Raw genomic sequence first — 15,928 nt, 5'->3', positions numbered from 1 at the left:
AACTGCTCCGACCGCCTGCCAAGGAATGAGTTCATCGATAGGGAGCAAAGTGACAAATAGCCGACAAGGATTAAATTGGCCGGATAACCTGCTGATTTAGCTAAATAAACACTATTCTTAAACATTGGATCGGGCCTTTTTGGCTGCGCGCCTCTGACAGGTGGTCGATGCGCCTAAGCCTTCGGCTTAAGCCGTCTCGGCGTCTGGCCCACAACTTTCCTGGGCCTAGGCAGGTCTATTGCCGGATACCGAAATGGAAGCGATTGGCATGAAAGAATCCAAAGCGTTGCTGGTCCTTCACGGGAAGCAGGCACTCAACGATGAAGTGCGTTCGGCTGTCAGCGAGTGGCGCCGGATTGGAAAAGAGCTGGCCGTGCGGGTGACATGGGAACCTGGCGACGCCGGGCGTCTGGTACAGGAGGCATTAGCGGCTGGATATCGGACGCTGGTTGCCGGCGGTGGCGACGGCACGCTGCGCGAAGTCGCGCTGGCGCTCTTGGAGAGCGGCGTCGATGCGAGCCTGGCATTGCTGCCACTTGGTACCGCTAATGACTTCGCGCATGCCGCCGAGATCCCGCTGGAACCCTTCGATGCTCTGACGTTGCTCAATCGGGACCCTGTGCTGGTCGATGTCGGCGAAATGAACGGTGAGCCTTTTCTCAACATGGCGACCGGTGGCTTTGGCTCTAAAGTGACGGCCACCACATCGGAGGAGTTGAAAAAGGTTCTGGGAGGGGGCGCTTACCTGCTGACCGGCTTGTCCCGGTTCAGCGAATTGCACGCTGCTTGGGGACGCTTTGTCGGGCCTGACTTCGCCTGGGAGGGCGATTTCCTCGCATTGGGTATCGGCAATGGGCGTCAGTCGGGCGGCGGGCAGCTACTGTGCCCACAAGCTTCGGTCGATGACGGACTGCTCGATTTATGCATCGTCCCGGCACCGGCCGATACCGTGGGAACCTTGGGGACTTTGCTGAGCGGCGGCCTTCTGGGGATCGACACCGTTTCGGTCAAGGCGCGTGTGCCATGGCTCGAGGTCGAGGCGCCGCGTGAGATCGACATCAATCTTGACGGTGAGCCCACCGCAGCGAAGCGCATGCGTTTTTCGGTGCGGTCCAAGGCGCTGCGGCTGCATCTTCCTCCAGACAGTCCGTTGCTGCGTGGTGAGCCGTTGGTTGCGAAATGATGCGACAACCCGGTAAGACGCAGGGCCGGCCGGGATTGTGTCGCGCCGCTGGTCGACCGGGTTGCTTGGTCCCATAAATAATTGCGCTGGCGGATAAAGGGTAGGGCGTTGCGGCCGATAGCCACCTTAGTCGTTTTAGACCCGTAGTCCCGTAATCACCAAGGAGCCCGCAATGGCCGGCATTCTAGAATCAGTCGATCAACGCACCCGATTGGTGGGGCAGAATCGCCTGGAAATCCTCATGTTCAGGCTCTCCGGCCGTCAGCAATTCGCAATCAACGTCTTCAAGGTGCAGGAGGTGGTGCAACTGCCGAAGATGACGCTGATGCCGCACCGCCACGGTTCTGTCTGCGGAGTAATCAACCTGCGCGGGCAAACGTTGCCGGTTATCGATTTGTCGCGTGCCATCGGACTGCGTCCGTTGGTTCCGGATGAGCGCAGCACCATCATCGTGACCGAGTACAACCGCTCGATTCAGGCCTTTCTGGTCGGCGGCGTCGACCGCATCCTCAACCTTAATTGGGAAGAAGTGCTGCCTCCGCCAGTAACAGCGGGACGCCAGCATTACTTGACGGCCATTACCAAGGTCGACAATCAGCTGGTCGAAGTCATCGACGTGGAAAAAGTGCTCGCTGAGATCGTTCCATACAACACCAGTATCGCGCCAGAACGCTTAACGGACCCGGTGCTCGAACGCGCCAGAGGTCGCGAAGTGCTCTGTGTCGACGATTCAACGGTCGCGTTGGCACAACTGCGCGAGACCCTGAGCCAACTCGGCATCACAGTACATTCAGCCAGCGACGGCATGAAGGGCTTGAACAAGCTCAAGGCCTGGGCCGATGCCGGTGAGGTGCTCACCGACCGCCTGCTGATGGTATTCACCGATGCCGAAATGCCGGAAATGGACGGCTACCGGCTCACCACCGAAATCCGTAACGATCCGCGCCTGCGTGATCTGCATGTGGTGTTACATACCTCTCTTTCCGGTAGCTTCAATCTGGCAATGGTGCAAAAAGTCGGCTGCGATAACTTTCTTTCCAAGTTCCAGCCGGAGAAACTGGTGGACGTCATTCGCGAGCGTCTGTTGCTGGACGAAACTCGCTGACCCAGCCCATCCGATCGAGGCACCTGCATGCACCTTTCCTCGTTGTATCGTTTTCCACTCAAATCCGGTTCCGCTGAATTGCTTGATGAGGGAAGGTGCGACGAGCTCGGTCTGAGTGGCGACCGCCGCTGGATGGTGGTGGAAGCTGCAACCGGAAAATTTCTGACGCAACGTGCATTGCCGCAGATGACACTGCTGCATGCCCGCTGGCAGGGAGAAACGGCATTGTTGCTGAGTGCGTCCGGCATGGACGATCTGCTGGTCCCAGTTCCCGACTCGGCGAGCATTGCTCGTGGGGTGCTGGTCTGGCGTGAAAGCCTGCAGGTTCCTGATGCTGGCGACGCGGCGGCCGCTTGGCTGACTCGCATGCTCGACCGCCCGTGTCGGCTGGTATACCTACCGGCTAACCAGGGTATTCAAGTCGATCAGGACTATGCTCGTCTTGGCGAGCGGACGACGTTCAGTGATGGCTTCCCATTTCTACTGATCGGTCAGGCATCGCTCGATGATCTTTCCGCCCGGGTAGGGCGGTTGTTCGACATGCGCCGGTTTCGGCCAAATCTGGTGATTTCCGGTGCTGCGCCATACGCGGAGGATGGCTGGCGTCGCATCCGCATAGGCGAGATTGAATTTCGGGTGGTCAAGCCTTGCTCGCGCTGCATCATCCCGACCATCGATCCGCTCAATGCAGAGCGCAGTCCGGACCGTGAGCCGCTGGCCACGTTGATGAGCTACCGCAAGGGTGAGGGCGGTGTGTTCTTTGGCCAGAACCTGATCGCCGAGGGCATCGGCGAGTTGAAGGTCGGTATGCCGGTAGAGGTGCTCGAATAGCGCCGGTCGCTTAGCAGACTGACTGTACCAAGCGTGACCCGACGGCGGAGCTGCTAGCTTCCACCCCTAAAGCGTTAGGCCTGGGCCAGCCATCCGATCGATTCATGGAACGGGGCGGGCGGTGCAGGGGTTCGACGCATCATTGACCATCGAAGTAGCGCTCGTGCCACTCGACCAATGACTGTGGTGCGTTGAGCTTCTGCCCGTAAATGACCGCATAGGTCAGCACGTTCTGCACGTACTGGCGGGTTTCATCGAACGGGATGTTTTCGACCCAGACGTCAAAGGGCAAATGCTCGGCGTTTTTCAACCACTGCCGGACGCGGCCTGGGCCGGCGTTATAGGCAGCCGAGGCCAACACCCGATTGCCATTGAACTGACCGTAAATTTGGCTGAGGTAGGCCGCACCCAACTGGATGTTGACGTTAGGATTGAGCACCTGCCGCGGTGATGACAGCGGGATGTCGAAGCGCTTGGCGGTCTCCTTTGCAGTGGCCGGCATTAATTGCATCAGTCCTGTGGCGCCGACAGGGGATCGTGCATCAGCCATGAACCCGCTTTCCTGACGGGTGATGGCAAATACCCAGCTCGGATGAATCTCCCGCGCTTTTGCTGCATTCACCAGGCTGCTGCGATGGGCCATGGGAAAGCGGATATCCAGATCGTCCCAATACTTCGCCTGGCTGATAGTGCGGATTGCCGGGAAATACCATTCCATCTCATAGGCCAGGCGCGCCTGGGCTACCAGCTCGTCGCGGCTGAACAAACGGCTGACGTGATACCACTCGCGACGACCGTCGACGATTTGCCCGCGGGCATGAAATTCCATGGCGCGACGAATGCCCGCGGTATTGCGGACCTTCTGCACCAGCTTCGGATCGAGCTCCAGTGGCTGGTGGTTGAGCTTGTAGGGTGCCTGAATGCGGTCCGCAGCAAGGAATCCGTAAAAGTCCCGCTCGCTGGCAACCGGCTGGTATAGCTGGGCGGCCTGCTTGCTGTTGGGCTGCGCCAGCTCCAGGCTCCGCGCCTTCCAGTAGCGCCAACGGTTGCTGCTGGCGAGTTCTTCGGGGAATCGCTGAGTCAGCGCGTAGACATCATCCCAGCGTCCCAAACGTAACAGCAGGCGAGCACGCCATTCACTGACGGTGTTGTCGCGTAGCTCCGGGTCATACTCAGCCATTACTTTCAGCGCGCGCGCGTCGAAGCGTTTGGCCAGGGTGAGGCCGATCTGTCGGGCGATCGCGACTTTCTCGTCCGCTGAAAACGACATGCGTCTGGCATAACTGTCGAGCAGTTCGAGCGCCTGTTCCGGATCCTTGCGCGCCAGCCGGCGCAGACCAATCGAGACGATATCGCCCATGGCTGGGGTGGCCGGCGTGAAACGATCCGGGTGACTGAGCATTTGCGGCTTCTGCGCGACATCGATGAGCAGCTCGCCCTGCTTTTTTAACGTCGGTAGGCTTTTTACCAGGAAGTTGGCCAAGCCGTAATTGCCGCTCTCGACCGCGAGCTTGGCGCGGTTCCAGCGCAACTCCTCGGTGAGCTGTCCCGCGTCGGCCCAGCGCTCGAATAGCGCATCGCAGGCTTTGTGCTGCGACTTGCCGACCAGCCAGAGCCGCTCGGCCGTCTCGTAGCCCTGCTGCTTCTGCCCGCTCGCGAGCTGGTACTGGCCGAACAAGCAGTCCAATTCAGCGAAATTCATTTTCGGATCGTAGTGCGCGACGAATGGGCGCCAATCACCGCGAGCAGCCAGCAGTCGCAGCCAGCGCAGCTTCATCCAGCTGGCCTGAGGCAGGTCGCCATGTTCGGCGAGAAATTTCTCGACTTCGTCATTACTGGCGGTCTTGAGACGTGCCGTCAACTCGTCGTAAGCCAGGTAAGGTTCGAGCGGATAATCCCGAAGCGCGCTGGCGTAGCGACGGTACGGCCCACTGTCGCCCTTGGCCAAGGCCCGCTTGGCCTCGTCGTAGTATTGACGTTGCTGTTGGAGGCTGGCGGCTTGAGTGGTTTCGAGAGTGAGAGCAGTGAACAGCAGGTAAAAACAAATACAGGAGAGTCGACCGCGCATGAGACTTCCGAGGACGGGGACAGGGGGATTTCTTCGGCTAGCTTAGCGCGGCCCATCGGGCAGTTAAAATGCGGATTAAGCTCTTGAGCCAAACAAAGCGAGACTTCCGACGAACGTACATCAGAACAGGCGCAACAGCTCTGGATGGCCCCCTGAACAGCGACGAACGGTCGTGTTCGAAGCGTACAAACTGGCCGGCCTCAGGCGTTCGGTAGCGCCCGGCTGATAGGCGCCTTCTGCTAGACTGCGCGCCCTGTTTTCCGGAGGTAATCATGACCCTGCTCAAGTTGACCGATGTGTCCCTCGCCTATGGCAACAATCCATTGCTCGATGGAGTGTCCTGGCAGATTGCGCGGGGTGAGCGGGTTTGCATTATCGGCCGCAACGGGACCGGTAAATCCAGCATGCTGAGCCTGGTCAAGGGTAGCCAGTTGCCGGACGATGGCGAGATCTGGCGCGCGCCGGGTCTGAAGATCGGCGAGCTACCCCAGGAGCTCCCGCTTGCCGACGCGCGCACCGTATTCGACGTGGTGGCCGAAGGGCTGTCTGGGGTCGGACAATTGCTTGCTGAGTACCATCACCTGAGCCAGAACATCCAGAACGAAGCCGATCTGGACAAGCTCATGCATGTCCAACAGGAACTCGAAGCGAAGGACGGTTGGCGCCTGCAGCAGCTAGTCGACAGTACCCTGAGCCGCTTGCAGCTACCGGCCGATAAAACCCTGGCCGAGCTTTCCGGTGGATGGCGCCGACGCGTCCTGCTGGCTCAGGCGTTGGTATCCGAGCCCGATCTGCTGTTGCTGGACGAGCCGACTAACCACTTGGATATCGGCGCCATCGCCTGGTTGGAAGAGGCATTGACCGGCTTTAACGGTGCCGTGCTGTTCATCACTCACGATCGCGCGTTCCTGCAGAATCTGGCTACCCGCATCCTAGAGCTGGATCGTGGGCACATGATCGACTGGAACGGCGATTACGCCAGCTTCCTGGTGCACAAGGAGCAGCAGATGGCGGCCGAAGAGACCGCCAATGCGCTATTCGACAAGAAACTTGCTCAGGAAGAAGTGTGGATTCGCCAAGGGATCAAGGCCCGCCGCACCCGCAACGAAGGGCGCGTCCGCGCACTGAAGGCATTACGTGCCGAGCGTAGCGAGCGCCGTGAACATCAGGGCAAGGCCAATATCCAGATCGATGCGGCGGAGAAGTCCGGCAAACAGGTAATCGTCGTCGAGCATGCGAGCTTCGGTCATCCCGGTGGGGAGCTGCTCATCCGGGACTTTTCAATGGTGCTGCAGCGCGGCGACCGTATCGGTTTGCTTGGTGCCAACGGAACCGGCAAGACAACGTTGCTCAAATTATTGCTCGGCGATCTGCAACCTACCAGCGGTACAGTCGAGGCCGGGACCAAGCTTGAAGTGGCGTATTTCGACCAATTGCGTCACCAACTGGAGCTGGAAAAGACCGTTATCGATAACGTTGCCGAGGGCCGCGACTTCATCACCATCGATGGTCAGAACCGTCATGTTCTCAGCTATCTCGGTGACTTCCTGTTCAGCCCACAACGTGCGCGCACCCCAGTCAAGGCGCTGTCTGGCGGCGAACGGGCACGGCTCTTGCTCGCCAAGCTGTTCAGCAAACCTGCCAACCTGCTGGTGCTCGACGAACCGACCAACGATCTCGACGTGGAAACCCTCGAGCTTCTGGAAGAGGTACTGCTCGGTTTCCAGGGTACGGTGTTGATGGTCAGTCACGACCGGGCATTCCTCGATAACGTGGTCACCAGCACCTTGGTATTCGAAGGTGGCGGGCTTGTCCGTGAGTATGTGGGCGGGTACCAGGACTGGCTGCGCCAGGGCGGTTCGGCAAAGCTGCTCGGCATAGCGGAGACGAAGGAAGCGAAAGCCGAAACGCCGAAAAGCAAACCGGCGACGCAAGCGATCGCCGAACCCGCACCGGCAAAGAAGAAGCTCAGCTACAAAGTGCAGCGCGAATTGGAGGCGCTCCCAGGAAAAATAGACGCAGTCGAAAAAAACATTGCCGCCTTGCAAGCGGAAATTGCGCAACCGACGTTCTATCAGCAGACTGCCGAGCGTACTGGCGAAACGGTAGCTCGCCTTGAAGCACTGCAGAAGGAGCTCGACGAATTTCTAGAGCGCTGGGCCGAGCTGGAAGAATGAGCCGAGCAACCGTGGCCTGGCTCGCCACGGTTCAGCGCCGCACCTGCCTTTTGGTGCAGCGCGTAAAGTTACTCCGCAGCATCTGCGCAGCGTGACGCGGGACCGTCACGAAGATCTCAACTACATCTGTCAGCACTCTACGATGGAGCATAGATGGCAATTGATTACCGCATCGTCCTCGACGACGAGCACGAGTTCAGTTACCGGATCGAGCTGGACCGTGCCTACGATCACGAGGCAGCCATGCAGGCGCCCAGATGGACGCGCCTCGATCACCAGCAGTGCAACAACTGTCCGCTGAGCCGGGACAACTTCACCCATTGCCCCGCCGCGGTAGATCTGCATAGGGTCATTGAGGATTTCCAAGGTCTGCCAGCCGTAAGGAAAGCGCAGGTGCGCGTACGCACGCCGGAGCGTGAGTACAACAAGTTAGTAGGGCTGGAAGAAGGGCTGCGGGCATTGCTCGGCGTGATCATGGCAACCAGTGCCTGTCCGGTCCTGGGCAAGCTCAAGCCGATGGCGCATCAGCATCTGCCGTTCGCCAGCAATCAGGAATTCGTGCTGCGGGCGGTATCGCTTTACCTGGCCCGGCAGTACTTCAACCTGCGCGAAGGACGGCATGCCGATTGGGAGCTGCGCGGATTGGTACGTTCGTTCCAGCAACTGCAACTGGTTAACCAGGCGTTCTGGCAGCGTATTCACGATACTTGCCATGGCGACTCGAATCTGAAGGCCTTTCTGACCTTCTTCTCCATGGCATCGAGCCTGACCTATTCGCTGGAAACCCAGCTGCAAAAAATCAGGCCATTGGTGATGAGCGCTGGCGAGGGCGCGGAAATTGCCTGAGCCGTTCAGACTCAGGCGCTCGTATCGGGCTATTCGGGTTTCTTCAAGCGTACCGCGAGAACGTCACATGGCGCTCCGTGGAGAATGTCGTTGGCGGTGGAGCCGAGCAGTAATGACAACCCGTGGCGGCCGTGGCTGCCGACCACGACCAGATCGCAACCCTGCTCCTTGGCCAGGCGGTGAATTTCCTGACGCGGTTGGCCATATGCGAGGTGCCGTTGTTCTGCGGTCAGGCTGGGATAGCGATCGGCGAAATCAGTCAAGCGCTCCCGGGCTTGATCGAATTGCTGTTGCTGGAGCATCGACAGATCCATCGGAACATCGCCGCCAAACGCCATGGCCATGGGTTCGATGACATGGACCAGCGCCAGTTTCGCACCGCTGGCTGTCGCCAGCGCCTGAGCGCGCGCTACGACCGGATGGCATTCGTCGTTCAAGTCAGTGGCGACCAGAATATGCTGGTAGGTCATGATTGCTCTCCTAAATGTGTCAGATGCGACAAGTATGGCTTCTTGACGCGTAATTGGGGGCTGATGGCCCTTTTTGTTTTCAGCGTTTATACGGCGTTGAATGCATCATGACCAGCGTGTCATCACATCGCTTGCTGGCAGTCAGCAGGCTCGTGGCTGTTATCATGCGCGGCGTCAAGCGCCGGTGTGCGCGTCCGGCCTATACAAGAGATCGTCATGTTCCTACTCGCTAATGAATACCTGCTCGCCTGGACAGCCTATGGGGTTGCCGCGCTGGGTTGTTTGCTGGTGTGGTTCCGCATTACCCGACCCATGTGGCGGTGGCTGCGCGAGCCGCTGCGATTGCTTGTTGCCGTGCTGCTGTTGACGCCGACTATCGTCGACCCTGCGAAAGAGCTGTTCGCCCCGGCAGTGGCAGTCACCGCACTCGATGTGCTGTTCAATGTCGGCAATAACGCTTGGCGCGCGGTGGCTGATCTGGCGCTCTATGGTCTGATCTCATTCGCACTATACGCAGCGCTGGTGGCAGTGCGCTGGCCAATCGAGCGGCGGCGCAAACAGCGACGTGCGGAGTCGGCGTCCGGTGAGGATCCGCGTACCCTACGCGAGCGACTGGAGGACGACGAGAACGACGATTACCGTCCCGTAGGCCGCTACCAGACGCGGACCGAACCCAGGCTGTGATGTGAAACCATGGTCTGAATCAATGCCATAAGACGCTGCGGAGATCGCGCATGTGTGAACTGCTCGGCATGAGCGCCAACGTACCCACTGATATCCATTTCAGCTTCACCGGACTGATGCAGCGCGGCGGTCGCACTGGGCCGCATAAGGATGGCTGGGGTATCGCGTTCTACGAAGGCCGCGGTTTGCGCTTGTTTCAGGACCCTGTAGCCAGTTGCGAATCGGAAGTGGCGAAGATGGTCCAGCATTATCTGATCAAGAGCCAGGTCGTGATCGGTCATATCCGTCATGCCAACGTCGGCAAGGTCGCGCTGGTCAATACCCATCCATTCGTACGCGAACTGTGGGGGCAGCACTGGTGCTTCGCGCACAACGGTCAGCTCGCAGATTTCAACCCGGCGCTTGGGTTTTACCGACCGGTCGGCGATACGGACAGCGAAGCGGCGTTCTGTGATCTGCTCAACCGTGTACGCACCGATTTCCCCGAGCGTGTCAGCGCTGAAGACCTGCTGCCTCGTCTGCTCGATGCCTGCTCCGGCTATCGTGCGAAAGGGGTTTTCAATTGTCTGCTGAGCAACGGGGAATGGTTATTCAGCTTCTGCACCACCAAACTCGCACAAATAACACGCCGTGCGCCTTTCGGCCCAGCGCAGCTGAAGGACGCCGAGTTGACCGTTGATTTCACAGCCGAGACCACGCCGAACGACGTGGTGACCGTGCTGGCTACCGAGCCTTTGACCGATAACGAGCAGTGGGACGTCCATCAGCCAGGCGAATGGACGCTCTGGCGACTTGGCGAATGCGTCGCGCGCGGGCAGGTGCAGTGATGCTGAGAAGCCATCTGCGATTGACCCTGTTTGCCCTTGGCTTGCTGGTCGGTATTCAGGTGCCGGGGTTCATCGATGCATACGGGAACCACGTTGAGGCTCGTCGGCTCGAGGCTCAGCAAGGTCTGGCAGGTTTCCAGGACACCGCCGGGCGTTTCTTCGAGGGCAATCTGAATGCGTTGGTGGAGCACTATCGCGCCAGTGACGATCCGGTTATACAAAGTGATGCGCGCAGTGTTGCGGCGCTCGTCGAGCGAGCACGGTTACTCGATCGCGAATGGCGGATCATGCAAGGACCTTGGTATGCGCGCGCCTGGCATGTGCTGATTGGTGCCGATCAAAGCTTGAGAGGGCAGGTCTGGAGCAGCTATCGCTTCCAGGTGATGTTGGCGCCGGAGGCGATCGCTTGGGGCCTGAGCTGCGCTCTTCTTCTGGCCTGGATTGCCGAAAGTATCTTCGTACTGATTCGCCGGACGTTGTTTCCGCAGCGCCGCCGACGCCAGCGGCGCACCGCTCAGGTAGTTTCGTCCAGCAAGCGACCCGAGTAGGTCTCTGTTCGGGCAGGTCGGCGGTCTGCTGCAGTATGAGATCAATCCAGCCCAGGTGATCCGACTGGCAGCCAGCCGCCGAATACCTCTCGGCAAGCAACCACGGCCGAGGGGTAAGTCGTAGAAGCGCTCAGCGGTTCAGTCGGGCTTGCAGCTATTTAGCTAGAAACTTCATCCCTTCTTCTAGCCCGCTCAATGTCAGGGGATACATCCGGTCCTCAAGCAGCTCACGGATGATTCCAGTGGATGAGGTGTAGCCCCAGGTGTCTTTGGGGTAGGGGTTGATCCAGATGAGTTTCTTGTATTTCTCCATGAAGCGCTGCATCCAGACGTAACCGGCCTCTTCGTTCCAATGTTCGACACTGCCGCCGGGCTGGGTAACTTCGTATGGGGCCATCGCGGCGTCGCCTACGAACACCACCTTGTAGTCGGCGCCGTACTTGTGCAGCAGGTCGAGCGTCGAGGTGCGCTCGGAGGTGCGGCGGAAGTTGTTCTTCCATACCGATTCGTAGATGAAATTATGGAAATAGAAATACTCCAGATGCTTGAACTCGGTCTTGCAGGCCGAGAACAGCTCTTCGCATACCTTGACGTGAGCGTCCATGGAGCCGCCGATATCGAACAGGATCAGCAGCTTCACCGCGTTGCGCCGCTCTGGGCGCATCTGAATATTCAGCAAGCCACCGTCGCGGGCGGTGTGGTCGATGGTGCCGTCCAGGTCCAGCTCGTCCTGCGCGCCCTGGCGGGCAAACTTGCGCAGGCGGCGTAGGGCAACCTTGATATTGCGTGTGCCCAGTTCGACCTGATCGTCGAGGTTCTTGTACTCGCGCTGGTCCCAGACCTTCACCGCCTTGCCCTGGCGCTTGCCGGCGTCACCGATGCGGATGCCTTCGGGATTGTAACCGCCCGAGCCAAAAGGGCTGGTGCCGCCGGTGCCGATCCACTTGTTGCCACCGGCATGCTTTTCCTTCTGTTCTTCCAGGCGCTTCTTGAACTCCTCGATCAGCTTGTCGAGCCCGCCGAGGGACTCGATCTTGGCGCGCTCCTCGTCGCTCAACGAGCGCTCAAATTCCTTGCGCAGCCACTCCTCCGGAATCAGCGCCTCAATGTGCTGATTGAGGTTTTCCAGCCCTTTGAAGTAGGCGCCGAATGCCCGGTCGAACTTATCGAAGTGGCGCTCATCCTTGACCAGGATGGCCCTCGACAAATAGTAGAACTCGTCCATGTCGGCAAAAATCACGTTGTGTTTCAACGCGTTGATCAGATCGAGCAACTCGCGTACCGACACCGGCACCTTTGCGGCGCGCATCTCATTGAACAGCCCAAGCAGCATGGCAAAACCTCAGGAGGTGCCGTCGTAGCAGCACCATTACGTTTGATAATCAGCGGTCTTCGTCGTGTTCGGCGAGCCCATCGCGGATCTCATACCAGTCAGCCTTGGAGCCGACGAAGATATGTTCCTGCGGCGGAACCGGCAGCGGCGAGTCGAGCGTACCGGCCGCGACGCCGACCTCGTGCTCGCGATTGTCGACGAACTGCAGATTGGAGCCGCAGCGTATGCAGAACGTCCGCGTCACGTGTTCGGAAGAGTGATAGACACCCAACTGATCCTTGCCCGAGAGGAAGTGAAACGCATCCAGCGGCACGCCCGCATAGGTCGCGAATGCCGCACCGTGTGCCTTGCGGCACATCTTGCAGTGGCAGTGAGTCAATTCGTCTATCGGGGCATCGATGCGGTACCGCACGACGCCGCAGAGGCAACTACCGGTATGCGTTTGCATGGCTCTTCTCCAGTAATGTGACGCAGCGGCTCCGCCTGAAGCCGCCGCCGTTCAGCGACTGGCGCGACGACTCATGAACGCCAGACGTTCAAGCAATTGCACGTCCTGCTCGTTCTTCACCAATGCTCCGGCCAGCGGCGGGATGGCCTTGGTCGGATCGCGTTCGCGCAGTACGGCTTCGCCGATATTGTCGGCCATCAGCAGCTTCAGCCAGTCGACCAGCTCACTGGTGGATGGCTTCTTCTTCAAGCCCGGCACCTTGCGAACATCGAAGAACACATCGAGGGCTTCGGCCACCAAATCCTTCTTGATGTTCGGGTAATGCACGTCGACGATCTTCTGCAGCGTTTCACGATCCGGGAATGCGATGTAGTGGAAGAAGCAACGGCGCAGGAAAGCGTCCGGCAGCTCTTTTTCGTTGTTCGAGGTGATGATGATGATCGGCCGTTGCTTGGCCTTGATGGTTTCATTGGTCTCATAGACATAGAACTCCATCTTGTCGAGCTCTTGCAGCAGGTCATTGGGGAATTCGATATCGGCCTTGTCGATTTCATCGATCAGCAGGATCACCCGCTGCTCGGACTCGAAGGCTTCCCACAACTTGCCCTTCTTAATGTAGTTGCGCACGTCGTGCACCCGGTCGGAGTCCAGCTGCGAATCCCGTAAGCGGCTGACCGCATCGTATTCATACAGGCCCTGATGGGCCTTGGTAGTGGACTTGATGTGCCAAGTGATCAGTTTCGCGCCGAAGGACTCCGCCAACTGCTCGGCGAGCATGGTTTTGCCGGTGCCTGGCTCACCCTTGACCAGCAACGGGCGTTCCAGAGTGATGGCGGCATTGACGGCAAGTTTCAGGTCATCGGTGGCGACGTAGGACTGGGTGCCTTCGAACTTCATCGGGATTTCCTTGATCGGGCCTAGCGTGCAGGCACTTCATGTTTTGGTAGACGACCGACTATAAGTGATGGGCGCCTCACTGTGAACGCGAGTGGATCATTCAGTCATTGAATGGGCGCGACCGCATCTACTGTTCGGTTTTACTCGTCCTCTTCGCTCAGCGAGCGCTCGAAGCGCGCCGAGAAGGCTTCGACGAAGGCGTTTCGCAGGATCGCGACAAATGCTTGGAAGGGACTGACGTCGGTGTTTTTTGTGCTGCCGGAAAGCTCGACGCGCGTCGCGAACTGCTCTTTGCGCTGGTTCTGCAGCACTTCCTCACCGCCACCGACCACGGCTTCCCAGATGCCGCGGAAAAAACCCTTGTCCTCGTTCTTGACGTCCTGCTCGAAGTCGAAAACTTCCACATTGTGCAGCAACGGTTTGATATAGCCATCCAACTGACCGCCGTTGGCCTCGACTTCCATGACCAGATCACCCGTGCCGGCCGCGAAATCGAAGTTTCCATAGGCATTGCTGAAGTCGTTCAGCTTGGTCAGATTCAGGCCGGTCAGCCGCAAGTCGAGATCGAAATCTTGCCAATCGGTAAAGGGGTTGAAATGCGCGGAGGCTTCTATCGGAGCTTGATTAAAGAACTTCGCCGTGCCTTCGAAAGTGGCGACGCGTCCTTGCTTACGGTCGGCTGTATTGGTCAGGTTGTACAGGCTCGCGTTGATCGCGTTCGCATAGACATGCACTGGCGGGTCGGCATCGAAATTCCGAAACGACAGCTGGCCGTCGACCACACGTAGCTCATTCAGAGTGAATGGTATCAACGCTTCGACGCGCTCACGCCAATCGACGCCTTCACCTGTCTGCGAGTCCTCGGCTTCTTCGCCATCGACGAAATTCAGCTGCGGTTGTTCCAGAATTACCTCACCAACCAGCGCCTGATCCTGCCAGAGCGCGCGCCAGCTCACGCCGATATCGATCGAGGGAGCCGTGAATAGCGGAGCCTGGACCTGCTCGTTCTTTTTCTCGATAACGAGCCCATCGACTTTGTAAGCGCCGCGCCACCAGGCCAAGTCGACATCTTCGACATGACCCCTGTATTCGCCCATGTCGGCGAGCTTGTCGTTCAGGAAGTTGAGCACCAGATGAGGCAGCGCGAGATGAGCGATCAGCAATAGCAGGGCAAGCGACAGGAATATCCACAACGGAAATTGGTAGCGTTTTTTCATGACAGGCCTGGTTTGGTCGAGGATTCATCATGGAACTGCTTACCTGTTGGTGGACCCCAGCACGCATCGGTGAGTTCGGCTGGACGAGCCCTGAGACTGCGCTTAGGCTCAGCAGTCTGTTTTTCTTCTCGCAGGACACAGTCATGAGCCGCATCTTTGCTGACAATGCACAGGCCATCGGTAACACACCGCTGGTCATGATCAATCGGCTGGGCCCCAAGGGCGTCAGCATCATGGCCAAGATCGAAGGCCGCAACCCGGCTCACTCGGTCAAATGCCGGATTGGCGCAGCGATGATCTGGGACGCCGAGGAAAGTGGCCGCCTCAAGCCGGGCATGACGCTCATCGAGCCGACTTCCGGAAATACCGGAATCGGTCTGGCGTTCGTCGCCGCGGCACGCGGCTACAAATTGATGCTGACCATGCCGGCATCGATGAGCCTGGAGCGGCGCAAGGTGCTGAAGGCGCTCGGGGCGGAGCTGGTGCTCACCGAGCCGGCGAAGGGCATGAAGGGCGCTATCGAGAAAGCGGCTGAAATCGCCGCGTCGGATCCCGAGCGCTATTACCTCCCGCAGCAGTTCGAGAACCCATCGAACCCGGCGATCCATGAAAAAACCACCGGGCCGGAAATCTGGAACGACACCGAAGGCAATATCGATGTGCTGGTTGCAGGTGTTGGCACCGGAGGAACCATCACCGGGGTTTCACGCTATATCAAGAACACCAAAGGCAAGAAGATTCTTAGCGTGGCGGTCGAACCAACCAGCTCTCCGGTGATCAGCCAGACCCTCGCCGGCCAAGAGGTCAAACCCAGCCCTCACAAGATTCAGGGGATCGGTGCCGGTTTCGTGCCGAAAAATCTCGATTTGACAATGGTCGACCAAGTCGAGCACGTTGATGACGAAGAGTCCAAGGCGATGGCGCTGCGATTGATGCGTGAAGAGGGCATCCTTTGCGGTATTTCCTGCGGCGCTGCCATGGCTGCGGCGGTGCGTCTGGCCGAGCGTCCTGAAATGCAGGGCAAGAATATCGTGGTGATTCTCCCTGATTCCGGCGAGCGTTATCTGTCCACCATGCTGTTCGCCGACATGTTCGGCGAGCAGGAACTGCAGCAGTGAATTTCGCTGCGCCGGCCTGTCTTGGCGGATTTGGCGCAGCGCAGCTATAGTCTTTTTTCCTCGTTTCGAGATCGGTATGAACAACGTAGCCTGCGGCACCAGCGCTTATTGCGGAAGCCCGTTCCTTACGGGCGGTTCTGCAGTGCCTACGTTCATGCCGATCATCCTGTCCTGCC

General features: G+C 58.9%; 15 protein-coding genes. 9 read left to right on the top strand and 6 right to left on the bottom strand.

Going from position 1 to position 15,928, the window contains the following annotated elements; all coding sequences use genetic code 11:
* Positions 1 to 268 precede the first annotated feature (268 nt).
* From yegS to D7241_RS16150, 3 genes are all read left to right on the top strand, one after another.
* On the top strand, positions 269 to 1,183 hold the full coding sequence (yegS, locus tag D7241_RS16160; protein WP_408102398.1) for a lipid kinase YegS: 915 nt from the start codon (positions 269 to 271) through the stop codon (positions 1,181 to 1,183).
* A gap of 172 nt (positions 1,184 to 1,355) precedes the next feature.
* Positions 1,356 to 2,288, top strand: coding sequence for a chemotaxis protein CheV (locus tag D7241_RS16155; protein ID WP_408102397.1), 933 nt, complete (start codon positions 1,356 to 1,358; stop codon positions 2,286 to 2,288).
* A gap of 27 nt (positions 2,289 to 2,315) precedes the next feature.
* A complete protein-coding gene (locus D7241_RS16150) occupies positions 2,316 to 3,119 on the top strand; it encodes an MOSC domain-containing protein (protein ID WP_408102396.1) in 804 nt (267 codons plus the stop codon).
* Between the two features lie 139 nt (positions 3,120 to 3,258).
* On the opposite strand, the gene D7241_RS16145 is transcribed toward D7241_RS16150, so the two are convergent.
* Positions 3,259 to 5,187 carry a transglycosylase SLT domain-containing protein gene (locus tag D7241_RS16145; protein ID WP_408102395.1) on the bottom strand — a complete coding sequence of 643 codons (1,929 nt, stop codon included), beginning with the start codon at positions 5,185 to 5,187 and terminating at the stop codon, positions 3,259 to 3,261.
* A 272-nt stretch (positions 5,188 to 5,459) separates the two neighbouring features.
* Between D7241_RS16145 and D7241_RS16140 the strand changes: the two genes are divergently transcribed.
* Positions 5,460 to 7,364: an ATP-binding cassette domain-containing protein gene (locus D7241_RS16140; RefSeq protein WP_408102394.1), complete on the top strand. Its 1,905-nt coding sequence runs from the start codon at positions 5,460 to 5,462 to the stop codon at positions 7,362 to 7,364.
* 153 nt (positions 7,365 to 7,517) lie between these two features.
* Complete coding sequence (locus D7241_RS16135; RefSeq protein ID WP_408102393.1) at positions 7,518 to 8,210, top strand: DUF6901 family protein; 693 nt, start codon at positions 7,518 to 7,520, stop codon at positions 8,208 to 8,210.
* A 29-nt stretch (positions 8,211 to 8,239) separates the two neighbouring features.
* On the opposite strand, the gene D7241_RS16130 is transcribed toward D7241_RS16135, so the two are convergent.
* The gene (locus D7241_RS16130) at positions 8,240 to 8,680 is read right to left on the bottom strand and encodes a universal stress protein (RefSeq protein ID WP_255978315.1); all 441 of its coding nucleotides are present in this window, start codon (positions 8,678 to 8,680) and stop codon (positions 8,240 to 8,242) included.
* A gap of 216 nt (positions 8,681 to 8,896) precedes the next feature.
* Between D7241_RS16130 and D7241_RS16125 the strand changes: the two genes are divergently transcribed.
* The 3 genes from D7241_RS16125 to D7241_RS16115 are packed head-to-tail and all read left to right on the top strand — an operon-like array spanning position 8,897 to position 10,739.
* Positions 8,897 to 9,364: an MFS transporter gene (locus tag D7241_RS16125; RefSeq protein ID WP_408102392.1), complete on the top strand. Its 468-nt coding sequence runs from the start codon at positions 8,897 to 8,899 to the stop codon at positions 9,362 to 9,364.
* 50 nt (positions 9,365 to 9,414) lie between these two features.
* Positions 9,415 to 10,191: a class II glutamine amidotransferase gene (locus D7241_RS16120; RefSeq protein ID WP_255978310.1), complete on the top strand. Its 777-nt coding sequence runs from the start codon at positions 9,415 to 9,417 to the stop codon at positions 10,189 to 10,191.
* Entirely contained in the window at positions 10,191 to 10,739 is a 549-nt protein-coding gene (locus D7241_RS16115) for a DUF2937 family protein (RefSeq protein WP_408102391.1), read from the top strand. Before D7241_RS16120 ends, D7241_RS16115 begins: the two co-directional genes overlap by 1 nt.
* Before the next feature lie 154 nt (positions 10,740 to 10,893).
* Here D7241_RS16115 and D7241_RS16110 read toward each other — a convergent pair whose 3' ends face one another.
* The 4 genes from D7241_RS16110 to D7241_RS16095 form a co-directional block, all read right to left on the bottom strand.
* Entirely contained in the window at positions 10,894 to 12,072 is a 1,179-nt protein-coding gene (locus D7241_RS16110; protein WP_408102390.1) for a vWA domain-containing protein, read from the bottom strand.
* A gap of 49 nt (positions 12,073 to 12,121) precedes the next feature.
* Positions 12,122 to 12,520: a GFA family protein gene (locus tag D7241_RS16105; protein WP_408102389.1), complete on the bottom strand. Its 399-nt coding sequence runs from the start codon at positions 12,518 to 12,520 to the stop codon at positions 12,122 to 12,124.
* Positions 12,521 to 12,571: 51 nt separating this feature from the next.
* The gene (locus D7241_RS16100) at positions 12,572 to 13,417 is read right to left on the bottom strand and encodes a MoxR family ATPase (protein ID WP_255978301.1); all 846 of its coding nucleotides are present in this window, start codon (positions 13,415 to 13,417) and stop codon (positions 12,572 to 12,574) included.
* 140 nt (positions 13,418 to 13,557) lie between these two features.
* On the bottom strand, positions 13,558 to 14,634 hold the full coding sequence (locus tag D7241_RS16095) for a DUF748 domain-containing protein (RefSeq protein ID WP_408102388.1): 1,077 nt from the start codon (positions 14,632 to 14,634) through the stop codon (positions 13,558 to 13,560).
* A gap of 143 nt (positions 14,635 to 14,777) precedes the next feature.
* On the opposite strand from D7241_RS16095, the gene cysK reads away from it, so the two are divergent.
* On the top strand, positions 14,778 to 15,752 hold the full coding sequence (gene cysK, locus D7241_RS16090; RefSeq protein ID WP_408102942.1) for a cysteine synthase A: 975 nt from the start codon (positions 14,778 to 14,780) through the stop codon (positions 15,750 to 15,752).
* Positions 15,753 to 15,928 lie beyond the last annotated feature (176 nt).

The sequence above is a fragment of the Stutzerimonas sp. VN223-3 genome, from assembly GCF_045999685.1.
In the GTDB taxonomy this organism is placed as follows: Bacteria; Pseudomonadota; Gammaproteobacteria; order Pseudomonadales; family Pseudomonadaceae; genus Stutzerimonas; species Stutzerimonas stutzeri_AR.
The sequence above is the reverse complement of the archived record's forward strand: the minus strand, read 5'-3'. Positions and strand labels throughout refer to the sequence as shown.